General features: G+C 56.7%; 19 protein-coding genes and 4 pseudogenes. 10 read left to right on the forward strand and 13 right to left on the reverse strand.

The window, feature by feature from the left end; translation table 11 throughout:
- Position 1: 1 nt before the first annotated feature.
- The 4 genes and pseudogenes from rimP to C8024_RS07320 form a co-directional block, all read right to left on the reverse strand.
- The gene (gene rimP / locus C8024_RS07310) at positions 2-559 is read right to left on the reverse strand and encodes a ribosome maturation protein RimP (protein ID WP_173203803.1); all 558 of its coding nucleotides are present in this window, start codon (positions 557-559) and stop codon (positions 2-4) included.
- Positions 560-685: 126 nt separating this feature from the next.
- A complete protein-coding gene (locus tag C8024_RS21205) occupies positions 686-1,261 on the reverse strand; it encodes a sodium:calcium antiporter (RefSeq protein ID WP_254305682.1) in 576 nt (191 codons plus the stop codon).
- Positions 1,143-1,697 carry a sodium:calcium antiporter gene (locus tag C8024_RS21210; protein ID WP_254305683.1) on the reverse strand — a complete coding sequence of 185 codons (555 nt, stop codon included), beginning with the start codon at positions 1,695-1,697 and terminating at the stop codon, positions 1,143-1,145. Before C8024_RS21210 ends, C8024_RS21205 begins: the two co-directional genes overlap by 119 nt.
- Before the next feature lie 51 nt (positions 1,698-1,748).
- Positions 1,749-2,965: pseudogene (locus tag C8024_RS07320) on the reverse strand (argininosuccinate synthase).
- Positions 2,966-3,065: 100 nt separating this feature from the next.
- Between C8024_RS07320 and C8024_RS07325 the strand changes: the two are divergent.
- On the forward strand, positions 3,066-3,509 hold the full coding sequence (locus C8024_RS07325; RefSeq protein WP_173203805.1) for a DUF1801 domain-containing protein: 444 nt from the start codon (positions 3,066-3,068) through the stop codon (positions 3,507-3,509).
- 56 nt (positions 3,510-3,565) lie between these two features.
- On the opposite strand, the gene C8024_RS07330 is transcribed toward C8024_RS07325, so the two are convergent.
- From C8024_RS07330 to C8024_RS07340, 3 genes and pseudogenes are all read right to left on the reverse strand, one after another.
- On the reverse strand, positions 3,566-4,816 hold the full coding sequence (locus C8024_RS07330) for a cyclopropane-fatty-acyl-phospholipid synthase family protein (protein ID WP_173203807.1): 1,251 nt from the start codon (positions 4,814-4,816) through the stop codon (positions 3,566-3,568).
- A 35-nt stretch (positions 4,817-4,851) separates the two neighbouring features.
- Positions 4,852-5,609: pseudogene (locus tag C8024_RS07335) on the reverse strand (molybdopterin-dependent oxidoreductase).
- Positions 5,609-6,417: pseudogene (locus C8024_RS07340) on the reverse strand (cytochrome b/b6 domain-containing protein). Before C8024_RS07340 ends, C8024_RS07335 begins: the two co-directional pseudogenes overlap by 1 nt.
- A gap of 225 nt (positions 6,418-6,642) precedes the next feature.
- On the opposite strand from C8024_RS07340, the gene C8024_RS07345 reads away from it, so the two are divergent.
- Together C8024_RS07345 and C8024_RS07350 are read left to right on the forward strand one after the other, a co-directional pair.
- On the forward strand, positions 6,643-7,182 hold the full coding sequence (locus C8024_RS07345; RefSeq protein WP_100094557.1) for an outer membrane protein: 540 nt from the start codon (positions 6,643-6,645) through the stop codon (positions 7,180-7,182).
- Positions 7,183-7,295: 113 nt separating this feature from the next.
- The gene (locus C8024_RS07350; protein ID WP_173203809.1) at positions 7,296-7,685 is read left to right on the forward strand and encodes a RidA family protein; all 390 of its coding nucleotides are present in this window, start codon (positions 7,296-7,298) and stop codon (positions 7,683-7,685) included.
- On the opposite strand, the pseudogene rlmN reads toward C8024_RS07350, so the two are convergent.
- The 3 genes and pseudogenes from rlmN to C8024_RS07365 form a co-directional block, all read right to left on the reverse strand.
- A pseudogene (gene rlmN, locus C8024_RS07355) lies at positions 7,682-8,928 on the reverse strand (23S rRNA (adenine(2503)-C(2))-methyltransferase RlmN). The gene C8024_RS07350 and the pseudogene rlmN overlap by 4 nt on opposite strands.
- A gap of 33 nt (positions 8,929-8,961) precedes the next feature.
- Positions 8,962-9,456 (reverse strand): hypothetical protein, encoded by a 495-nt coding sequence (locus C8024_RS07360; protein WP_254305684.1) that lies wholly within the window; start codon positions 9,454-9,456, stop codon positions 8,962-8,964.
- Positions 9,453-10,097, reverse strand: a complete 645-nt coding sequence (locus C8024_RS07365; RefSeq protein ID WP_173203811.1) for a histidine phosphatase family protein — start codon at positions 10,095-10,097, stop codon at positions 9,453-9,455. Before C8024_RS07365 ends, C8024_RS07360 begins: the two co-directional genes overlap by 4 nt.
- Before the next feature lie 227 nt (positions 10,098-10,324).
- Between C8024_RS07365 and dnaN the strand changes: the two genes are divergently transcribed.
- From dnaN to C8024_RS07385, 4 genes are all read left to right on the forward strand, one after another.
- Positions 10,325-11,440 (forward strand): DNA polymerase III subunit beta, encoded by a 1,116-nt coding sequence (gene dnaN / locus C8024_RS07370; RefSeq protein ID WP_100094553.1) that lies wholly within the window; start codon positions 10,325-10,327, stop codon positions 11,438-11,440.
- Between the two features lie 8 nt (positions 11,441-11,448).
- Positions 11,449-11,793 (forward strand): hypothetical protein, encoded by a 345-nt coding sequence (locus C8024_RS07375; RefSeq protein ID WP_173203813.1) that lies wholly within the window; start codon positions 11,449-11,451, stop codon positions 11,791-11,793.
- Positions 11,794-11,954: 161 nt separating this feature from the next.
- On the forward strand, positions 11,955-12,383 hold the full coding sequence (locus C8024_RS07380) for a hypothetical protein (protein ID WP_173203815.1): 429 nt from the start codon (positions 11,955-11,957) through the stop codon (positions 12,381-12,383).
- 75 nt (positions 12,384-12,458) lie between these two features.
- Entirely contained in the window at positions 12,459-13,544 is a 1,086-nt protein-coding gene (locus C8024_RS07385) for a transporter (RefSeq protein WP_173203817.1), read from the forward strand.
- Between the two features lie 108 nt (positions 13,545-13,652).
- Here the strand turns inward: C8024_RS07385 and C8024_RS07390 are convergent, their stop codons facing one another.
- Entirely contained in the window at positions 13,653-15,395 is a 1,743-nt protein-coding gene (locus C8024_RS07390) for an amidohydrolase family protein (protein WP_173203819.1), read from the reverse strand.
- A 64-nt stretch (positions 15,396-15,459) separates the two neighbouring features.
- On the reverse strand, positions 15,460-16,122 hold the full coding sequence (locus C8024_RS07395; protein WP_173203821.1) for a DUF4328 domain-containing protein: 663 nt from the start codon (positions 16,120-16,122) through the stop codon (positions 15,460-15,462).
- A gap of 128 nt (positions 16,123-16,250) precedes the next feature.
- Here C8024_RS07395 and C8024_RS07400 point away from each other — a divergent pair, with 128 nt between their 5' ends.
- From C8024_RS07400 to C8024_RS07410, 3 genes are all read left to right on the forward strand, one after another.
- Entirely contained in the window at positions 16,251-17,138 is an 888-nt protein-coding gene (locus tag C8024_RS07400) for an alpha/beta fold hydrolase (protein WP_173203822.1), read from the forward strand.
- A gap of 74 nt (positions 17,139-17,212) precedes the next feature.
- Positions 17,213-17,458, forward strand: a complete 246-nt coding sequence (locus tag C8024_RS07405; RefSeq protein WP_173203824.1) for a hypothetical protein — start codon at positions 17,213-17,215, stop codon at positions 17,456-17,458.
- Between the two features lie 235 nt (positions 17,459-17,693).
- Complete coding sequence (locus tag C8024_RS07410) at positions 17,694-18,563, forward strand: hypothetical protein (protein ID WP_173203826.1); 870 nt, start codon at positions 17,694-17,696, stop codon at positions 18,561-18,563.
- 19 nt (positions 18,564-18,582) lie between these two features.
- Here the strand turns inward: C8024_RS07410 and C8024_RS07415 are convergent, their stop codons facing one another.
- A complete protein-coding gene (locus C8024_RS07415) occupies positions 18,583-19,887 on the reverse strand; it encodes an FAD-dependent oxidoreductase (RefSeq protein WP_173203828.1) in 1,305 nt (434 codons plus the stop codon).
- Positions 19,888-19,950 lie beyond the last annotated feature (63 nt).

Raw genomic sequence — 19,950 nt, forward strand, 5'->3', positions numbered from 1 at the left:
ATTAGTCTTCCTGTTCTTCTAAAGTCTGTTCTTCGATTTCGTCCGCACCTTCCGTTGAAACCGGAACGGTTGCAGCGATCAGGGCGTCGGTCAGAATCAATTTTGCGCTATGGACATTCGTAAGAGGCGTCTCCTGACTTCCCGCCTTACGATCGTCAATCTTTATTATATCACCCTCGATACCTTCGAGCAGTCCGCGCAGCTGTTTCTTGCCCGCGACAGCATCGACCAGGTTGATCCGCGCTTCGTGACCAGCCCAGTTATCGAAATCTTTTGCGCGTGTTAGCGGCCGGTCGATGCCCGGCGAACTGATTTCCAGCCGATAGGCATAGTCGATCGGGTCGCGGCCATCTTCTTCCAGGGCATCGAATTTTGCCGAGATCCGGCGCGACAAGGCGGCACAGTCGTCAATGCCGAGCTGTCCGGTCTCCGGACGCTCCGCCATCACCTGCAAAGTGGGCTCTTCCGCTCCGGACACGAATTGCACGCGCACCAGATCAAAGCCCAAAGCATCAGCTTCCGGTTTAATTAAATCTGTCAGTGCGGCAATATCGGTCAATCCAGGTCCTTAATTCTAGTAACAATGCGAATTTGCTACCGGCCCCTTGGCGCCAGCCCCTCAAATTCTTACAATGTCGGGATGACTGCTATTTAGGGGCAGATTCTTAAGATTGCAACGCCTGATTCAAACGGCTGCGATATTATAGACCAGCATGACCAGATAGACGATCAGCAATATAGCGCCTTCCCAGCGCGTTATCTTCCGCCCGGTTGCCGCGAATATCAGCAGCAGAACGGAAGCGGCAATAAGCACCGGCAGTCCGAAATTGCTGATTTCACCAGGGATCGTGCCGGGAGCGATCACCGCAGTGACGCCGCCGATCAATAGCAGGTTGAAAATATTGGAACCCAGGACATTGCCCAGAGCAACCGCGCTGGCGCCCTTGTAGGCGGCGACAACCGAGGTCACGAGTTCGGGCAGCGACGTGCCAATCGCGATTACCGTCAACCCGATCACCGCTTCGCTCATGCCGACCAGACGCGCCAGATCGACCGCACCTTCGACGAGCCACCGGCCTCCCGTGACGATCAGGATAATCCCGACCAGCAAGACCAGTATCGACCGCCAGAGCGGTTGAATATCATGCAGGTGCGTGTCCGAGATTTCGAGAGCTTCGGCTTTTTCGTGCAGAGCGCTCGCTCCGGGCGGTTGTGTCCGCTCCGCCCAATAGGCATAGCCGAGATAGCCTGTCAGCAGCATTAGAAAAAACACCGATGGCGACTGTAATACCGGTCGTGCTGGCGACCAGCCACAGAATGACCGTCATCGCCAGCGCCAGTCCGCCGTCGCGCCACAGGGGGCCACGCGGCACCACCATTGGCAGGATCAGGGAGGCAGCACCCAGGATCAGCAGGCTGTTCGCCAGATTGGAACCGACTATATTCCCCCAGGCGATACCGGGTGATCCGGCCCGCGCCGCTTCTACGCTGGCCACAAGTTCCGGCGCCGAAGTGCCGAAACCCACGATCGTCAAGCCGATGAGAAGCTCCGACATTCCTGCCCGCTCGGCGACCCGGACAGCGCCGCGCACGAGCAACTCGCCGCCGACGATGAGAATGACGAATCCGGCAACCAGAACAAGCAGCGGTATCAGCACGACGGTGTCGCAGCACATGGTGCAAAGCCGCCGAAACATTGCGCCTCGACAGCCCGGCAGCTCCGCGACCGGCGTGGAGCCGTGCATATCCTAGCCATTGCGCTTGCCGAGCAATTTCAGGCGCAGCGCATTGAGCTTGATGAAGCCTTCTGCGTCTTTCTGGTCATAAGCACCGGCATCATCCTCGAATGTAACGACTTTTTCGCTGTAGAGGCTGTCGGGCGACTTCCGTCCCACGACATCGACCGAACCCTTGTAGAGCTTGAGCCGAACCGTGCCGTTGACGCGCGCCTGACTATGATCAATCGCCGCCTGCAGCATCTCGCGTTCCGGAGAGAACCAGAAACCGTTGTAGACCAGTTCCGCATAACGCGGTGCCAGTTCGTCCTTCAGATGGGCCGCGCCGCGATCCAGTGTAAGTTGCTCGATCCCGCGATGGGCAGCATGATAGATGGTCCCGCCAGGGGTTTCGTACATGCCGCGCGATTTCATTCCGATATAACGGTTTTCAACGAGATCCAGACGGCCAATGCCATGCTCGCGACCGTATTCGTTGAGCTTTTCCAGCAAGGTCGCAGGACTCATCGCCTCGCCGTTGATCGCGACGCCGTCGCCGCGCTCGAAATCGACCGTGATATATTCGGGCGTATCGGGCGCATCCTCGGGATTGTTTGTCCGCGAATAAACATAGTCGGGTACTTCTTCCCACGGATCCTCGAGCACCTTGCCCTCGGAAGACGTGTGGAGCATGTTGGCGTCACAGGAGAATGGCGATTCTCCGCGCTTGTCCTTGGGAATCGGAATCTGGTGCTTTTCAGCAAATTCGATCAGCCGGGTCCGGCTGGTCAGGTCCCATTCGCGCCAGGGTGCAATGACTTTTACATCGGGATTAAGGCCATAATAGCCGAGTTCGAAGCGGATCTGGTCATTGCCCTTGCCTGTCGCGCCATGGGCGACAGCATCGGCACCGGTCAACTTGGCGATTTCGATCTGGCGCTTGGAAATAAGCGGCCGCGCGATTGAGGTGCCGAGCAGATAGAGGCCCTCGTACAACGCGTTGGCGCGCATCATCGGAAAACAAAGTCGCTGACGAATTCCTCGCGCAGATCGTCGATAAAAATATGCTCCGGCTTGACCCCGAGCGTCTCGGCTACGCGGCGCGCAGGGCCAAGCTCTTCACCCTGCCCCAGATCGGCGGTGAAGGTCACCACTTCGCACTGATATTCCTGCTGCAACCATTTCAGAATAACGCTGGTATCGAGGCCTCCGGAGAAGGCCAGCACTACGCGTTTTACGGAATCGCTCATTTTATCGTCTTTCAAAGAATGAAGCCCTGTTGAGCTTGGCCGCCTAACAGGCTCCAATTTTCGGCGCAATATGATATATCGGAGGAAAGCGGGGTTATGCATGGCAAAAGCAACAAACAAAACCGGGCAGACGGATGAAGACGTCGATGCCTTCATCGGCAAAGCCGAACCGGAACGGCGAAAAGACGAGGCCCGCGCGCTGATCTCAATGTTTCGGCGAATTACCGGCAAAGAACCGAAAATGTGGGGTCCGAGCATCATTGGCTTCGGACGCTATGATTATAAATATGACAGCGGGCGGCAAGGTACATCGCTACGCACCGGCTTCTCACCGCGCAAGGCAAAGATAAGCCTCTATCTGATGGGTGCCTATTGCACCCCCGAGGCCCAAGCCGAGCAGAACCGGCTACTGAGTCTCCTCGGCAAACACAGCGTCGGCAAGTCCTGCCTCTATATCAACCGGCTGGAGCAGATCGATATGAGCGTGCTTGAAACGCTGATACGCAATAATTGGGAGTTGATGAACGAACGATATCCGCAATAGTCTCGGATGTCCGGACTGAGCAACATCAACGGGAAAATTGACGCCCGATCTGGATATCAGCCCGCCAGATTCTTCTCTGTCTCGCCGATATAGTCCCGCGTCAGCGGCAAGGTTCGCCTGCTGCGGCTGTACTGGATCTGGTAATTGCACATGCCGCCATTTTCAAACGCGGCCGTCGCGCCGGCCAGATAGAATATCCACATCCGGTAGAACCGCTCGTCATAGAGCGCGACGATCTTCTCCCGGCTCTGAACCGTTCGCTTGTACCATTCGCGCAAGGTAAAGGCATAATGCAACCGCAGATTTTCAACATCGGTCGCGATCAGCCGGTACGGTTCGCTCGCCTCCACTGTTTCGCTCAGCGCCGGGATATAGCCGCCCGGGAAGATATATTTGCGGGTGAAGGCATCGGTCGTGCCCGGTCCGCCCATCCGGCCAATCGTGTGCAGCAGCATCACCCCCTCGTCGGTCATCAGATTGGCGCAAGAGCGGAAAAAGGTGCGAAACTGGGGCGTACCGACATGTTCGAACATGCCGACCGATACGATCCGGTCAAAGGCTCCGGCCTCGCGCCGGGCGAGGTCGCGATAGTCGATCAGCTCGAACTTCACCTTGTCCGCAACGCCTTCCTTTTCGGCCCGCTCCCGCGCTTTTTTCAACTGTTCTTCGCTCAGCGTGATTCCCAGTATCTCGACCCCGGTCTTGCGGTGCAGATAGAGCGCCATGCCGCCCCAGCCGCAGCCGATGTCGAGCACCCGTTGCCCGGCTTTCAGGTCGAGTTTGGCGGCGATATGCGCCTTTTTGTCTTCCTGCGCCTGCTCCAGAGACATGTCCGGACCATGTTTGTCAAAATCCCAATAGGCGCAGCTATATTGCAGGTCCTCGTCGAGAAACAGTTCGTAGAGATCATTGCCGATATCATAATGGTGCGCGACATTGCTTTTCGACCGGCCCAGCAGGTTGATCCGGTCCAGACTGCCAGCCATATGGTCCCGCATTTTCTTCAAAACGCCCGGATCCTTGAGCTTGCCGCCGCGCTCGAAGGGTTTGTTGGCGCGCAACAGTTGCACCAATTGCATGATATCACCCTTTTCCACGATAAGCCGACCATCCATGAACGTCTCGGCCGCTCCGAGGCGCGGATCGAGCAGGATTTGCCGGACCACATTCTTGTCCGCCAGCCGGATGCCGACGTCGGGATAGCCGGCGGTGGGCGTTCCGAACGCCTCGGTTTCACCATCCGGATGGGTGACGGTAATAGAGCCTTTTTCGACAACACTCTTCAGAAACCGGCCCAATATCGACATAGATTCACTCCTGACATTCAGCAAAAATTGATGGTTCAGATACCCGCATACCATTCATAGCCGGCAACATCCTGCCAATAGCCGCCTTTTCCCTCGCCAATGCCGGCCAGGGAAGCCACCGCTTCGATCCCGGTCACATATTTGGCATGTTTGTAGCCCAGCTGTCGCTCAACCCTGAGCCGGAGCGGTGCTCCGTTCGCGACCGGCAAGGGCGATCCGTTCAGCCGATGGGCCAATATGGTCTGCGGATGAAAGCCGTCGAGCAGGTCGATGCTTTCATAATATGGCCGGCCGCCCAGCCTGTCGGCGCAATGGAAAACCAGAAAGCGAGCCTTGTCCTGCAACTGCCCCAGGTCGAGCAGGATTTTCAGCGGCACACCGGTCCACTGGCCAATCGCGCTCCAGCCTTCGACACAGTCATGACGGGTGATCTGGGTCCGCTGAGGCAGTGATTGCAGCGCCGCCAGACTGAACTGCTGGGGCTTGCGAAACAGGCCGGTCAGCCGCAGCCGCCAGTCAGCAAAATTCTGAGCCGCGCTGGAGCTATATTCCGGACTTGCCGGATCGCGGGTTCCATTGGCCCGGAAGGTTGGCGACAGATCGGCCATACGATATTCGCTGGCCAGTTCCATCCGGTCCCCGAGCGTCCGCTGCACCGCAAAATTGGCTGTTTCCGCGCTGGCCAACATATCCTGAAAAAGCGGATTGCGATTCAGCGCATCACAACCGGATAACAGCCCCCTGCGCCGATTGCCGCGCCAGTGATCAATTTGCGGCGGGTGATGATGGTCATTACAATGCCCTCCTGTCCTGCCCGCCGGTCAGCATCGCCTTGATCTGCCTTATCGGTCCTGAGAGCAGGACCATCAGGATATGGACCAGAAAAACAGCACCAGCAGGAAAGCCGTGATAAAATGCGCCGAGCGCGCCGACTGGCGGCCTCCGAACAGGTCGGTCAGAAACGGCCAGTTCGCATCCATGGCCGGGGACATGGCGAGACCGGTAAATATCATTAGCGGCAACAGAATGAATATCACGCCGATATAGCTCAGCTTCTGGACGACATTATACGGGTGCGTGGCCGACTGCCGGATCGCCGCCAAGCTGCCGTGATCCCGAAGAGATCGCCAGATATGTGAAGGTCGCCACTCTTCCCGGCGCATATGCAAATCTTTCTGGATATGCCGGTTCCACAGCGACCGGATCATGAACAGAGTCAAGCCGGTACTGAATATCCAGGCGAAAAAGAAATGCCAGCGTCGACCGTCCGCCAGGCTGTAAGTGGACGGTATGGTTGCCCAGCCGGGGAAGGCCCAAGTCTGCGTCCTACCCTCGCTATCCTGCCAATTGCCCAGAATACCGGTGGTATCGATACGCATATCGCCCAATCTCAGATAGGCCTGCGTCGGGGACGAACCAACCGCCATCCAGGCATAATCGTCATTGGCACCATATTCGCCCCAGTAGAGCCGTGGATGGGCATTGAAAATGGTCAGGCCGCTCATCAGCAAAATCAACAGGCACAGCGCGTTGGTCCAGTGCCAGATCCGGGTCGTCAGCTGATGGCGGGCTCGAACAGGCATGATGGGGTGCTCCGGCATATCTATACTCTAGCCGCTGGTTCGGCCTTGCCAAGCCTCACGTTACAACCGCCGCTGTTGCATATTCACAACACAGTGCGGCAGAATGTCATTTGTGACAAATTTAATTGGATCATGCAGTTGTCGTTCAGGTTTGTAAACTTATATGCATAAGCGACCGCGAAAGAATAATGTAAGTTGAAAAAATTAGTGGTCATTTAATCGTAAAACCAAGGAACCAAAAAAATGAAAAATGTAACAATAGCAGCCGCTATTGCAGCATCTGTGCTTGCATCCCCCGCAATGGCTCAGGAAAAAGGTGATTTTTCCGGCGTAAAAGCTACAGCAATCGCTGGATATGATAATATTGATCTCGACATCGCCGGCATCGATAATGTCGACGGCTTCCTTTACGGCGCTACACTTGGCTATGACATCCAGTCCGGTAACGTTGTCTATGGCGTCGAGTTGGAAGCAACCGAATCCACCGGCAATACCACCATTGCAGGCGGACGTGTCGAGGCGGGTCGTGATTTGTACGCCGGTGGCCGATTGGGTTTCGTTGTTGGTGACGCCGCTCTGCTCTACGCCAAGGCAGGCTACACCAATGCTCGCCTTTCCTCGCCCGGTCTCGGTGGCGACAATGGCGACGGCGTTCGCGTTGGTGCCGGTATCGAATATCAGCTGAGCGACAATATGTTTGCGCGCGGCGAATATCGTTACAGCAACTACGAAGCTGGCGTTTCCCGTAACCAGGGCCTGGTCAGCCTCGGCATGAAATTCTAATCCAGACGGATTGATGACGATGACGGGGCGGGCAGCGATGCCCGCCCCTTTTTATGGCATCCGCGCTGCCCAGTCTCTAATCTGCCGTGGCACAAAAGCGGAGAGACAATATCATGAGCGTCAAGACACAGGTCATCAATCTGGATCCCGACCCGCTTGCCCCTTATGCAATATCACCGGCATGGCGTGTGGGCGATCTGCTGTTTCTTTCCGGCCAGGCGGCGATCGACGAACAGGGACAGGTTGTCGGCATTGCCGATTTCGACGCCCAGTTGCGTCAGGTTTTCATCAATATAGACCGCGTTCTGCATGCCGCCGGCAGCAGCCGTGACCGGATTGTCAAGGTCACCATCTATCTGACCGACATGGAAAATTTTGCCAAGATCGTCCAGGCGCGCAAAATCTATTTCGAATCCCCCTACCCCGCAGATACAACGCTGGAGGTCAAGGCACTGGCCTTGCCGGACCTGATGGTCGAAATCGACGTGATCGCGACGGTCTAGCCGAGCGCAGCCTGTTTCTCTTCCGCAAGCCGGTCGAGTTCAGCACGACTTTTCTTTTCGCTGGCCGATTTAAGCTGGCCACAGGCCGCCATGATGTCCCGGCCGCGGGGAGTCCGGATCGGGGCGCTGATCCCGGCATCGAAAATGATTTTCGAGAAGGATTTGATCCGTTCCGGCATCGAGCATTCATAATCCGAGCCGGGCCAGGGGTTGAACGGGATCAGATTGACCTTGGCGGGCAGATCATAGTTGCGCAGCAGATTGACCAGTTCGCGGGCATCCTGATCGCTGTCATTCTTGTCCTTGAGCATCACATATTCAAAGGTGATCCTGCGGGCGTTATTGGCACCCGGATAATCGGCGCAGGCCTGCAGCAGTTCCTCGATCGAATATTTGCGGTTGAGCGGGACGATCTCGTCCCGGGTTTCCTTGTTCACCGCGTGCAGCGAAATAGCCAGATTGACGTTGATCTCGGCTCCAGCCCGCGCAATCATGGGCACGACACCGCTGGTCGACAGCGTGATCCGCCGACGGGAAAGCGCGAGCCCGTCACCATCCATCACAATCTTCATCGCATCGCGGACATTGTCGAAATTGTACAAGGGCTCGCCCATGCCCATCAGCACGATATTGGTGAGCAACCTGCCGTCGGATTTATAGGCTGATTATAGACTTTGGTACTTTCCGCGTCCTCATCGTCGGCAAAATCCATCACGCCCTTGGGCCATTCACCCAGCGCGTCGCGCGCCAGCATCACCTGGCCGACAATCTCGCCGGGCGTCAGATTGCGCACCAGCCGCATCGTGCCGGTATGGCAGAAACGGCAATTGAGCGTACAGCCAACCTGGCTCGAAATGCAAAGCGTTCCGCGATCCTCGTCGGGAATGAAGACCATTTCATAGTCTTGCGCATCGGCAGACCGCAGCAACCATTTGCGCGTACCGTCTTCCGACAGATGCGCCTCGACCACTTCCGGACGACCGATCACGAAGCGTTCCGCCAGCCACGGCCGCAGCGTCTTGCTCATGTCTGTCATCAGCGCAAAGTCGTTGATCCCGCGATGATACATCCAGTGGAACAGTTGCTTGGAGCGCAGTTTTCCCTGCTTCTCCTCCAATCCGGCCTCGACAAGCACATCGCGGATTTCCGCGACGCTGAGACCTATCAGGTCGACGCGACCGTCAGCACGCGGGGTGACCTTGGCGGGCAAGGGAACGGGATCAATATGGCCGGGAATCTGCATGGGAGCGCATATAGTGCGAGTCCCGGGGAAAATCTACCGCAACCGCGAACATCCCAAAGATGCCGCGTCAATCGCCGTTGCCGCGCCGCGCAACCGGTAGGCATCGACGATCGGCTTGCCGTCGCGCCCGACGCTTTCCACGGTCATGCTGGTGGACGAACGGATCGCGGCGATGATTGCGGCATCCATACGCTTGTCCTGCGACCAGCCATCCGAACGGGTAGCGGTCAACTGGAAGCGACGACCGGCGATACTGACCATCAGCCGGCTGTTGGTGGACCGGTCCCGGCTTAATCGTACATGAAATTGCCGCCGGATCTTGCGATTGGGCCAAAAGCCGACGGTGGCAAAGGATTTTCGTTCCGCCTTGCCGGTGATTTCCTCTGACTCTGCAATCGCATAGCAGCGCGGGATTTCGGGATCGCGAAACGCGCCCCAGCTGTTGAATATGCCCAGAGAATCCTTGGCCATCGCCGGAATCGAGAGAAGCGACACCGCCAGTCCCAGGAGAATATACTGCTTTTTCAAGCCTTCTCCCCTTCCCCTCCGCCGATATGGATCACATCCTCGATACCGTCCCTGATCTGGACGATGGAGCCCTGCGGCAAACCTTCGGCAATAGGCGCGTCAAAGCGCGGATGCGGATCGGCACCGACCAGCAGGCCGCGCAACACCCGGCTGGTCATGCCATGGCTGATCAGCACCGCATCGCGGGCAAATTCCTGTTCTGCCAGCCAATGTTCGAGCCGCCTCGCGATGGCACGATAATCTTCGCCACCGGGCGCGACGGTCACAAACAGCCTTTCGGTCTCGTCAATTTCCAGCTGGCCGGCCAGATCGCGATACCAGGCACCGCCCCACTCGCCCATATCGATTTCGCGCAGACGCTCGTCGCTGCGCGCCTGGTGCCAGTCCGCACCGACATGTTCGGCTACTACCGAAAGCGTCTGCAACGCCCGGTCGGTGTTCGACGCAATCAAATCAAGTTCGGGCTGCTCTGTTGCCAGATGGCGTGCCAGCGCCTTGCCCATCTCGTCGGCCTGGGCAAATCCGGTTCGGGTCAGTGGCGTATGGACGTGATCGCCCTGGAGCCGGCCGGCCAGATTGAAGATTGTCTCGCCATGCCGCGCGATAAACAGTCGTTTTCCCTTGGTATCAATGCCGCTCATATTAACCCTGTTCTGTCCCGAAATGGCCAAATCCATCCCCTGTCCCTGCGGCTTTAGCCGCCTTGTTGCTTTTTCCACAGTTTTTCACGGCATTATCGGACGTTGACGGCGATCAGGCTTGCCCTGCGGCACTTTATTGTTAATGAAGCCATGAACTATCCGTGAACCTGTGGAGAGTCTTTTCCACTGCATTTTTCACGGACGATCGGGAACAAGAAGGACGGTTTATGAAAGCGACCATTGAACGCGCGGCATTGCTAAAGAGCCTGGGGCATGTCCAGTCCGTGGTTGAGCGGCGCAACACCATCCCCATTCTCTCCAACGTGCTGATCGAAGCCAGCGCCGACGGCAGCATCAAGCTGATGGCCACCGATCTCGATCTCCAGGTCGTCGAAACCGTGGAAGCCCAGGTCGATACCGCCGGTTCGACAACCGTTTCGGCACACACATTGTTCGACATTGCCCGCAAGCTGCCGGACGGTTCGCAAGTGCAACTGGATGCAGCGGACGGCAAGATGAAGGTCAATGCCGGTCGCGCCCGCTTCAATCTGCAGACGCTTCCCCGCGACGATTTCCCGGTCATTGCCGAAGGCGAGCTGCCGACCAGCTTCGAACTGCCCGCCTCTTCGTTGATCCAGATCATCGACAAGACGCGTTTCGCGATCTCGACCGAAGAGACCCGCTACTATCTCAACGGCATCTTCCTGCACGTGCAGGATGAGGAAACACCGGTGCTGAAAGCCGCCGCGACCGATGGCCACCGCCTCGCCCGCGTTACCCTGCCCCGCCCTGCCGGCGCGGAAGGCATGCCCGACGTGATCGTTCCCCGCAAATGCGTCAACGAACTGCGCAAGCTTCTCGACGAGAATGCTGAATCATCGGTTCAGGTCGACCTGTCGGCGAGCAAGATCCGCTTCACACTGGGCACAGCGATTCTGACCAGCAAGCTGATCGACGGCACCTTCCCGGACTACACCCGGGTCATCCCAACCGGCAATGACAAGCTGCTCAAGATCGACGCAAAGAGCTTCGCCCAGGGCGTCGACCGCGTCTCGACCATCGCCACCGAGAAAACCCGTGCCGTCAAAATGGCGCTCGGCGATGACAAGATCACGCTTTCCGTCACCTCGCCGGAAAATGGCAAGGCCGAGGAAGAAGTTCCAGGCTCCTACAGCGACGACACGTTCGAAATCGGTTTCAACTCGAAATATCTGATGGATATTCTCGGCGAGATCGAAGGCGACACCGTTGAGTTGCATCTGGCAGACGCCAGCGCGCCGACGCTCATTCGCGAAAACGACAAGTCGACGGCGCTCTATGTGCTGATGCCGATGCGGGTTTAGTCGCTTACGTGAATGAAAAATATTTCCAAAATGTAGCAGCATCTAATCATTGTCCTAACTGCAATAAGCAACTCGGTTTTTGGCAAGTTATGTTAAGTGGCAGCCGCAAACCTATGCCATGCGATAAATGTGGCTTTTGGATCCTGAAACATGACAATAAAGCTATTATCATTGGCGGGTTAGTGGCATTTCTCGGGTTGAGGTTGGTTTTTGGCTTGAGCTGGACAAGTCCCCTTTTATTGGCGATCACCGTGATCACTCTTGCTGGCATCTATTATTTTAATAGAAGAACGCTACGCATCATCGCCGCTCCACCGGAATTGATGGACAAGTCCAACTCCGGCAAAAGCTAGGCTGGTATCGTCGTTCAATCGCATGCTGGGCCGACGACGGCGTAAGTTCCGTCAACCAAATCTAACACGTTCGATCGAATCTAACGGCCTCTCTCTCTCTATCGAGTAAATCAGAACACTAGCATTTGCGCTCACCACCCAATATAGCGCCCGGATATACAATGACTCGGCCCCTCGCCCTCTCCCGGTTCCTGAAAACCAACCCGGCGATCCACGCTTTCGCCTTGCTCGCAATGTTGCTGAGCACACTGGCACCGCAGGGTTTCATGCCCGCGCACAGTGCCAGCGGTTTTGCGATAAAACTCTGCTCCGGCCATCCCGACAGCAAGCTGGTGATCACCCGGGACAATCCCGACTATGACCTGCTGACGCTGATCTATGGTCAGCAGGACGAGTCCGCGCCCGAACCCGGCCAGGAACCGTCAACGCCTGCCTGCGCCTTCGCCGGTGGAACAGGCTTCGGCCTGGCATCGTCCGCACCCGAACTCGCAATGTCCACCTTGCTCCCGCCACGCACGAACCATCCGAACCGCGCCGCTTTGCGCTGCGCAACCGGATCAATATCCCGCCCGCAACCGGGCCGCCTGTAACCGTCTGAACCCGATTTCAAATTTGCAGTGCGCCACACGGCGACCATTGCGTTCAGATATTTACAGGAAATTTTCATGAAGAAATTCGCTTTTGCAGGCGCGATGATCGCGTCCTGTACCCTCGCCTCTCCGGCACTCGCCCATGATGTGCGGGCCGATGACCACGCTCCTATCGGCGTATCGGCCGACCATACGCACAAGAAGGGCGAGATCATGTTCTCGCTGCGCTACATGCATATGGAGATGAGCGGCAACCAGATCGGTACCGACAGCATCAGCAATGATGCCATTGTAACGACCGTTCCCAATCGCTTTGCTGGCATGCCGATGCAGCCGTCAACCTTGCGGCTGGTACCCCAATTGATGTCGAAGGACATGGTGATGTTGGGCGCCATGTATTCGCCCGCAGACTGGATCACCCTGGTCGCCATGCTGCCCTATAGCGAGCGGGAATCAAACATCACGACCTATGCGGGGCCAACCGGGACGACGGTGCTGGGAGACTTTCAGACCAATCCCAAAGGCATTGGCGATATCAGCGCCGGCGCGATCTTCCCGCTGCTCGGGCAGAAGCCAGCGACCAGCGACACCGGCACCGAGCTGAACCTGCGCGCCGCAGTCGGCATGCCAACTGGCTCGATCGATGAAACCGGCCAGACGCTGTCTCCGATGAACATGCAAATGACCATGACCATGCCCTATGGCATGCAGAGCGGGTCAGGCACCTGGGACCTGAAGCCGGCGCTGACACTCAAGCAATGGCAGGGCAGATGGAGCTTTGGCGCCCAATATGCGGGGACCATCCGCACCGGCACCAATGATAATGGCTATCGGCTCGGGGATGTCCATGAGGGCTCCTTATGGGCCAGCTATTTGCCGGCGCAGTGGGTCAGCCTATCAGGCCGCGTCCGTGCGCAATCCACCGGCCGTATCGTGGGTCTGAACCCGAATGTCATGGGGCCGGTACAGACGGCCAATCCAGAGTTTTCCGGTGGGGAGCGGGTCGAACTGCTCGGCGGCGTCAATTTCGTCGCCACCCACGGTCCGCTGGCAGGACACCGGCTCGGCATCGAGATCGGCGCGCCGGTCTACCAGAATGTCAACGGTCCCCAGATGACCGGCGACTGGATGCTGACCGTCGGCTGGCAGAAGGCGTTTTAGACAAAAATGTGCTCCGCACTTGATGCGGAGCCCTGGAGGCAATCAACTTCAAGCCGCCTAGGGCTCCGCGTCGATGCGCGGAGCACAGTTCTTTCCAGTTTCGCGTGGTTATTCCGCCGCTTCGAGCATTTCGACCATTTGCGGTCCGCGGATCAGACCACCGGGGCGTTTGTCGGTCACGACGCCGCCCTTGAAGGTCACCTGCCCCGACTTGATCGTATAGTCATAGCCGTCAGCCTTTTGCAGCAGGCGCTTGCCGCCCGCCGGCAAGTCAAAGGCGAGCCATGGCTTGCCAAGCTTGATCCGCTCCATGTCGATCACGTTCACGTCGGCCAGATAGCCGGGCTTCAGCACACCGCGATCGTTCAAGCCATAGAGTCGCGCTGTATCCAGACATTGCCGCTTGATCGCGTTCTCGATGCTGATCGTGCCGCGCTTGCGGTTTTTCACCCAATGTTCGAGCATGAACGTCGGGCTGGCTGCATCGCAGATGGTGCCGCAATGCGCGCCGCCGTCGGACAGGCTGTTTACCGTGTCATCCGCCTGCTGCAAGGTCTCGAGGAAATCGAGATTGCCGTCCATATAGTTGAGCAAGGGCAGATAGATGAAGCCCTTGCCGTCATCCGCCATCATCAGGTCATAGGCATATTCCGCACCGGACTTGCCAGCGGCTTCGGCGCGCGCGGCGATGCTTTCATCGGCCTGTGGTTCATAGTCGAAATCCTCATCCATTTCGAACTGCGCAGCCCAGCCTTGTGTGATCACCATGAAGACCGGCACCATATCGACCTGCTCCGGCATTTCCGCGGTCTCGCTCAGCAATTGTGCCTTGAATGCCGGATCCTTGAGTTTGGCATATTTCTCGTCCCAGCTCAGCTCTTCCATCGCCATCCAGCTCGGGTGACGGACAAAGGGATGCACCGTGCCCTGCCAGGCCATGACAATGCCGTTTCCGCGCAGCGCGATTTGCGCGACGATATTGGCGCCATTGTCATTTTCCGCCCGCATATTGGCGATCTGTTCATCGAGCGACTGCTCCTTGGCGATCGACTGCAGCGCCGCGAAAGTTACCGGCATGCCGGTTTCGCGGCTGAGGTCGCCCATCCAGCCAAATTCGTCCCACTCCTTGTTGAGATCGCTCGCCATTTCGAACACGCCATAACCGACCCGCCCCATCGCGCGGCCGATGCCGATCAATTCTTCCTTGGTCGCGGTCGTGCCGGGAACCAGTTCACCGTCGATACTGCGGTGCAGGATCGTCCGCGAGGTCGAGAATCCGAGAGCGCCGGCTTTCAGGCCATCCTCGACGATCTTCGACATCTGCTCGATTTCGTCTTCGGTAGGAACCGCGCCGGGCTTCTCTCTGTCGCCCAGAACATAGGCACGAACCGCACCATGCGGCACATGGGTTGCGATATCGACCGTGCGGGGCATTCTTTCCAGCTCGTCGAGATATTCGGGGAATGTCTCCCAGTTCCAGCTCATGCCTTCGGCCAAAGCGGTGCCGGGGATATCCTCTACGCCTTCCATCAGATTGATCAGCCATTCGTGCCGGTCGGGCCGAGCGGGGGCAAAACCGACGCCGCAATTGCCCATCACGACTGTGGTGATGCCGTGCCAGCTCGAAGGCGCCATTTCATCGTCCCAGGTCGCTTGCCCGTCATAATGGGTGTGCACGTCGACAAAGCCCGGCGTGACAAATTTTCCCGATGCATCAATCTCCTCACGGCCTTGCGCCGCAACCGTTCCGACCAGCGAAACGCGATCCCCATCAATCGCCACATCGGCCACGAAGGGCGCGCCGCCTGTGCCGTCAACCACCGTACCACCACGAATTACCAGATCATGCATCGACTCTCTCCTTATTATTTGCAGAAGCCTTAACAGATTTAACTGGATGGTTAAAGTTCCAGTTTCAGGCGAACCGCTCGGCAAGAGCATTGATCTGCAGATATTCAGTCTGTGCCCGGGTGATATCTTTCACCAATCGGATCGCGGCTGGAAACAGCAGGAACGATGCTACGGAACTGATTGCGCCGATCTGGGTGGCCCACATCAATTGTTCGGCATCCGTTGCCGCAACCGTCAGACGTAGCGATATGTTTCCCGAGATCGTTACCACCAGCCAGGCGCTCCACCAGATGGTCACTGTCTGGGATCCTTCGTTCAGAAAACCGCTTGCGCCGTGGCTCGCGTTCCAGATCTGTCGCATGGCCTGAAATGGCTTGAAGAGGTTCGCAAATGGGATGAAAAACCAGCCCACTGCCCAGCCGGGGGTATAGGAAAAGCCGTCGATATCCGCAGTCACGATATTATGAGCGGCGCGATGTATCCACATGCTGAAGACAATGACGGTGACAAAATAGATAAGCGAATGCGTCAGCCCGGTAATGCCATATATGATACCCAAAGGAGAATTGAACGGATCATTCACGTCGACCACCCAGAAACCGGTAATTTCAGACAGTTCGAACAGGAAAAACATGGCCGTCGCCACCAGACCGGCAATCAGCAGATATACCAGCAATCTGGACCGCCGGAGCAGAATTTCGACCCCGTCATCTTGAAACTCCGCCATTCCACCGCCCTTTTGAAGATTTGACCGTCGACAAACATCAACACGGCTTACAAATCTTTGCTAGAGTTGCATATTATTTTTCCAGGCGGCAGATGCTTTTCGCAGCTTTGGAAAATCGGAGAAACAGAATGTCCCAGTTTTCCTGGATTCCAGATCCAGCCGCAGGAATTTCCGTCACTTTCGTCGAAGCCAATGGCCAGAGGTTCGAAGTCGCGCAGGCCGGTCATGGCAAAAAGCTCGCGCTGTGCCTGCACGGCTTCCCCGAACTGAATTACTCATGGCGCCACCAGATTCCGCTGCTGGTGAAACTGGGCTATACGGTCTGGGCTCCCAATTTGCGTGGCTATGGCGGCTCCAGCAAGCCGGAGGGTATAGAATCTTACCGTCTGAACGCTCTCGTCCAGGATGTCGCTGCGCTGATCGACGCCAGCGGCGCGGAAGAGGTCACCCTGATCGCCCACGACTGGGGCGCGATCATCGCGTGGCATTTCGCGATCCAGAAAATCCGGCCACTCACCAGACTGGTGATCATGAACGTGCCGCATCCCAAATGCGCGCAGCGGGAGATCAGACATTGGTATCAGCTGAAGAAAAGCTGGTATATTTTCTTCTTCCAGCTGCCGTGGCTGCCCGAAAAAATGCTCGGCAGAAATCGGGCCCAGCCGATTAAAGAGGCCTTCTCGAAAATGGCCGTCGACAAAAGCCGTTTCCCCGACAGCGAGTTGCAGGTCTACGCCGACGCCGCCCGCCGCCCCGGCGCGCTACGATCCATGATCAACTATTACCGCGCCCTGCTCCGTACCAAAGACGCGCGCGATATTGGCGACGGCATGGTCACTGTCCCCACCCTGATGATCTGGGGTGAGGCAGATACCGCCATCGACATCCGCTGCACCGACGGAACGGATCAATGGGTGCCCGATCTCGAACTCCACCGTCTGCCCGGCGTATCGCACTGGGTGCAACAGGAAGCCCCGGAAAAGGTGAACGCGATTTTGCGGAAGTGGTTGGCTTAGTTAGTATAATTTTTGAAATAGTTTGAGTTACTATCCGCAATAGTTACAACAATGCTAAATATGCGGAGAATAACATGGCTGACCTTCCCGATTTAATGAATCCACAACGTGCGCGCTTGTTTCCAGTTCTAGCCGACACTTCTAAGGAAGGCAGAACTCTTTCAATTTTCCTGGCAACGCTCACTTTCGTTCGTGATTTTTCACAAAATCTATTTGGGTCTCTGGGTCAACGAATAGGAACGACGACAACGATATCAACTTACACTGAAGTAAATTTCAACAACCTTTCCGATAAAAACTGGGGCGCCCGGATGGATTGATCGTGTTGCAAACTGGCAAACGCACATGGACAGCCCTTGTTGAAGCCAAAGTTGGAAAATCTGAAATCTCGAACGATCAATTAGAACGTTATCTGGAAATCGCGAAAGCAAAAAGATAGATGCCGTCGTAACGATCTCGAACCAGTTCGCCACGGTACCGGATCATCATCCCGTCAAAATTAATTCGACGAAATTAAAAGGTATAGAACTCTATCACCTTTCATGGATGCAAATAATGACCATTGCTCGATTGCTGACAGCTAATCACGATATAGAAGATCAGGAACAAGCGAATATCCTCAAGGAATTCTTGCGCTTCATCAGCCATCCAAGTGCAGGGGTGGAGGGCTTCTCTCAGATGCCAAAGGCATGGAGTGGCGTTTGCGCTCTGGTGCAGGCTGGAGGCAAATTGGTACGCAACGACAACCTAAATTCCGTGGTGGAAGCATGGCAACAAGAGACCAAAGATTTGAGCCTTATTCTCAGCCGCCAGCTTGGAACTTTTGTACGAGAAAAGCTTTCTCGTGCTGAATCATCGAGCCCTGGCGCAAAGTTCGAGAGTGATATAAAGGAGCTCGTTTCAATGCAAGCTCTTTGCATAAATTTGGATGTACCCGATGCGGCAGCACCTCTATCAGTAATAGTCGATTTGCGTCGCCGCTCTATCCTGAATTCTATGTATGTGAAGGCGCCTGGTGATAAAGTTTCAAACAAGGCGCGTTTGAACTGGCTATTGCGACAAATCCCGAAACAAGCCGATCCGAAAGCCCATGTCAGAATGTACTGGCCAGGCTCTTCGCCGTCGACGCAATTGCCATTGAGTGACTTAAGGGAAAATCCCGACCGAATTGGTGAAGACAAAGGGAAAATGACGGTCGTTGGCTTCGACGTGATCATGCCGGTCGATTTGGGAAATCGCTTTGGTCAGACCAGAACTATTATCCAAGAGTTGGAGACTTCGGTTCCACATTTTTATGAATCAGTGGGCCAGCATCTGAGACAGTGGGCACCGCCGCCACCGAAACTATCCCAAGAACGAGTCAGTCCCGAGACAGTAAGTCCAAACACAATATCTGAAAACACCGGTTCGATTGAGTCTGATTAATCGAAACCTGTAAACTGGATCAATCCCGCGCCGCGATCATGTCGGCGATATCGGTGAATTTCTCGCGCGGCGAGCCTTCTCTTGCGCGGGCGATTTCGGCTTCCTCGATCTTCTTCCAGTCACGGAAGGTGACGGCCTCGACGCCGCGCTCTGCAAACAGCCGGTCCAGCCCGGCGCGGCCTTCCTTGCCTTCGCCAGCACCGATATCTTCGGCAATGGCATCGATGATCGCGAAGCCGTCCGGCTTGTTCGTGCCAATCGTTCCGGAAGGCCCTCGCCTCGCCCAGCCGACGCAATAGAGGCCCGGCAATATCCGTCCGTCGATATTGGCGAAGCGGCCACGACCATCTTCATAGGGCACGCCTTCGATCGGCGGCGTGCGATAGCCGATGCAGCTGATCACCATCTGGCAATCGAGATCGTAGCGTTCTCCGGTACCGACAGATCGCAGATCCGCGTCCAGTTCGGTCCTTTCGACGACCAGTTTCTCGACCTTGCCATCGCCCTGGATTGCAACCGGCATGGCGAAAAAGTCGAAGACAATCTCGATCGGTTTATGCTGCGCGTCATCTTCGATAATCTGGAAATTGCGCAAATGGGTGACCGATTTGCGCATGCCCGGATCAAGCACGGCATCGTCGTCCAGCTCCGGAAAATCAGCCGTTTCGACCACCGGTCTTGCCCGCTCCAACTGGCTCAGTTCACCCAGTTCCTTCGGCGTCATTGCAATCTGATGCGGCCCGCGCCTTCCGAGAAAAGTGATCTTTTCGACCTTGCTCTGTTTCAGCCCATCCAGAGCGTGGCCGACAATATCGCTGCCGGCGAATTCCGCTTCGGTCTTGGCCAAGATGCGCGCGACATCGAGCGCGACATTGCCGTTGCCGATGACCGCGACCGACCGGGCGTCGAGCGGCGGATCGAGATCCTTGAAATCGGGATGGCCATTATACCAGCCGACGAAGGCGGCGCTGCCGATGACCCCGTCCAGATCGCTGCCCGCGATGTCGAGAACCCGGTCATTCGGGGCGCCGGTCGCCAGCACGACGGCATCGTACAGGTCTTGCAGCTCCGCGACACTGACATCCTCGCCGACGGTGACATTACCGACGAAGCGGACATTGTCGCCGAGATTGGTTTTCTCGTAGCGCCGCGACACCGCCTTGATCGATTGATGGTCGGGTGCAACGCCGGTGCGGATCAGGCCGAAGGGAACGGGCAAGCGGTCGATAATGTCGACCGCGACATCGTCACCGAATTTCTTCTGGGCGGCTTCCGCCGAATAATAGCCCGCAGGTCCCGATCCGATGATCGCAATATGACGCATAGTCTTGCCTTCCCCATTCGCTGGCCCGATTAGCTGGAGCTCATGCTAACGCCATAATTTCAA

Origin of the sequence: Sphingopyxis sp. BSNA05, assembly GCF_013265645.1 — a bacterium.
GTDB lineage: Bacteria > Pseudomonadota > Alphaproteobacteria > Sphingomonadales > Sphingomonadaceae > Parasphingorhabdus.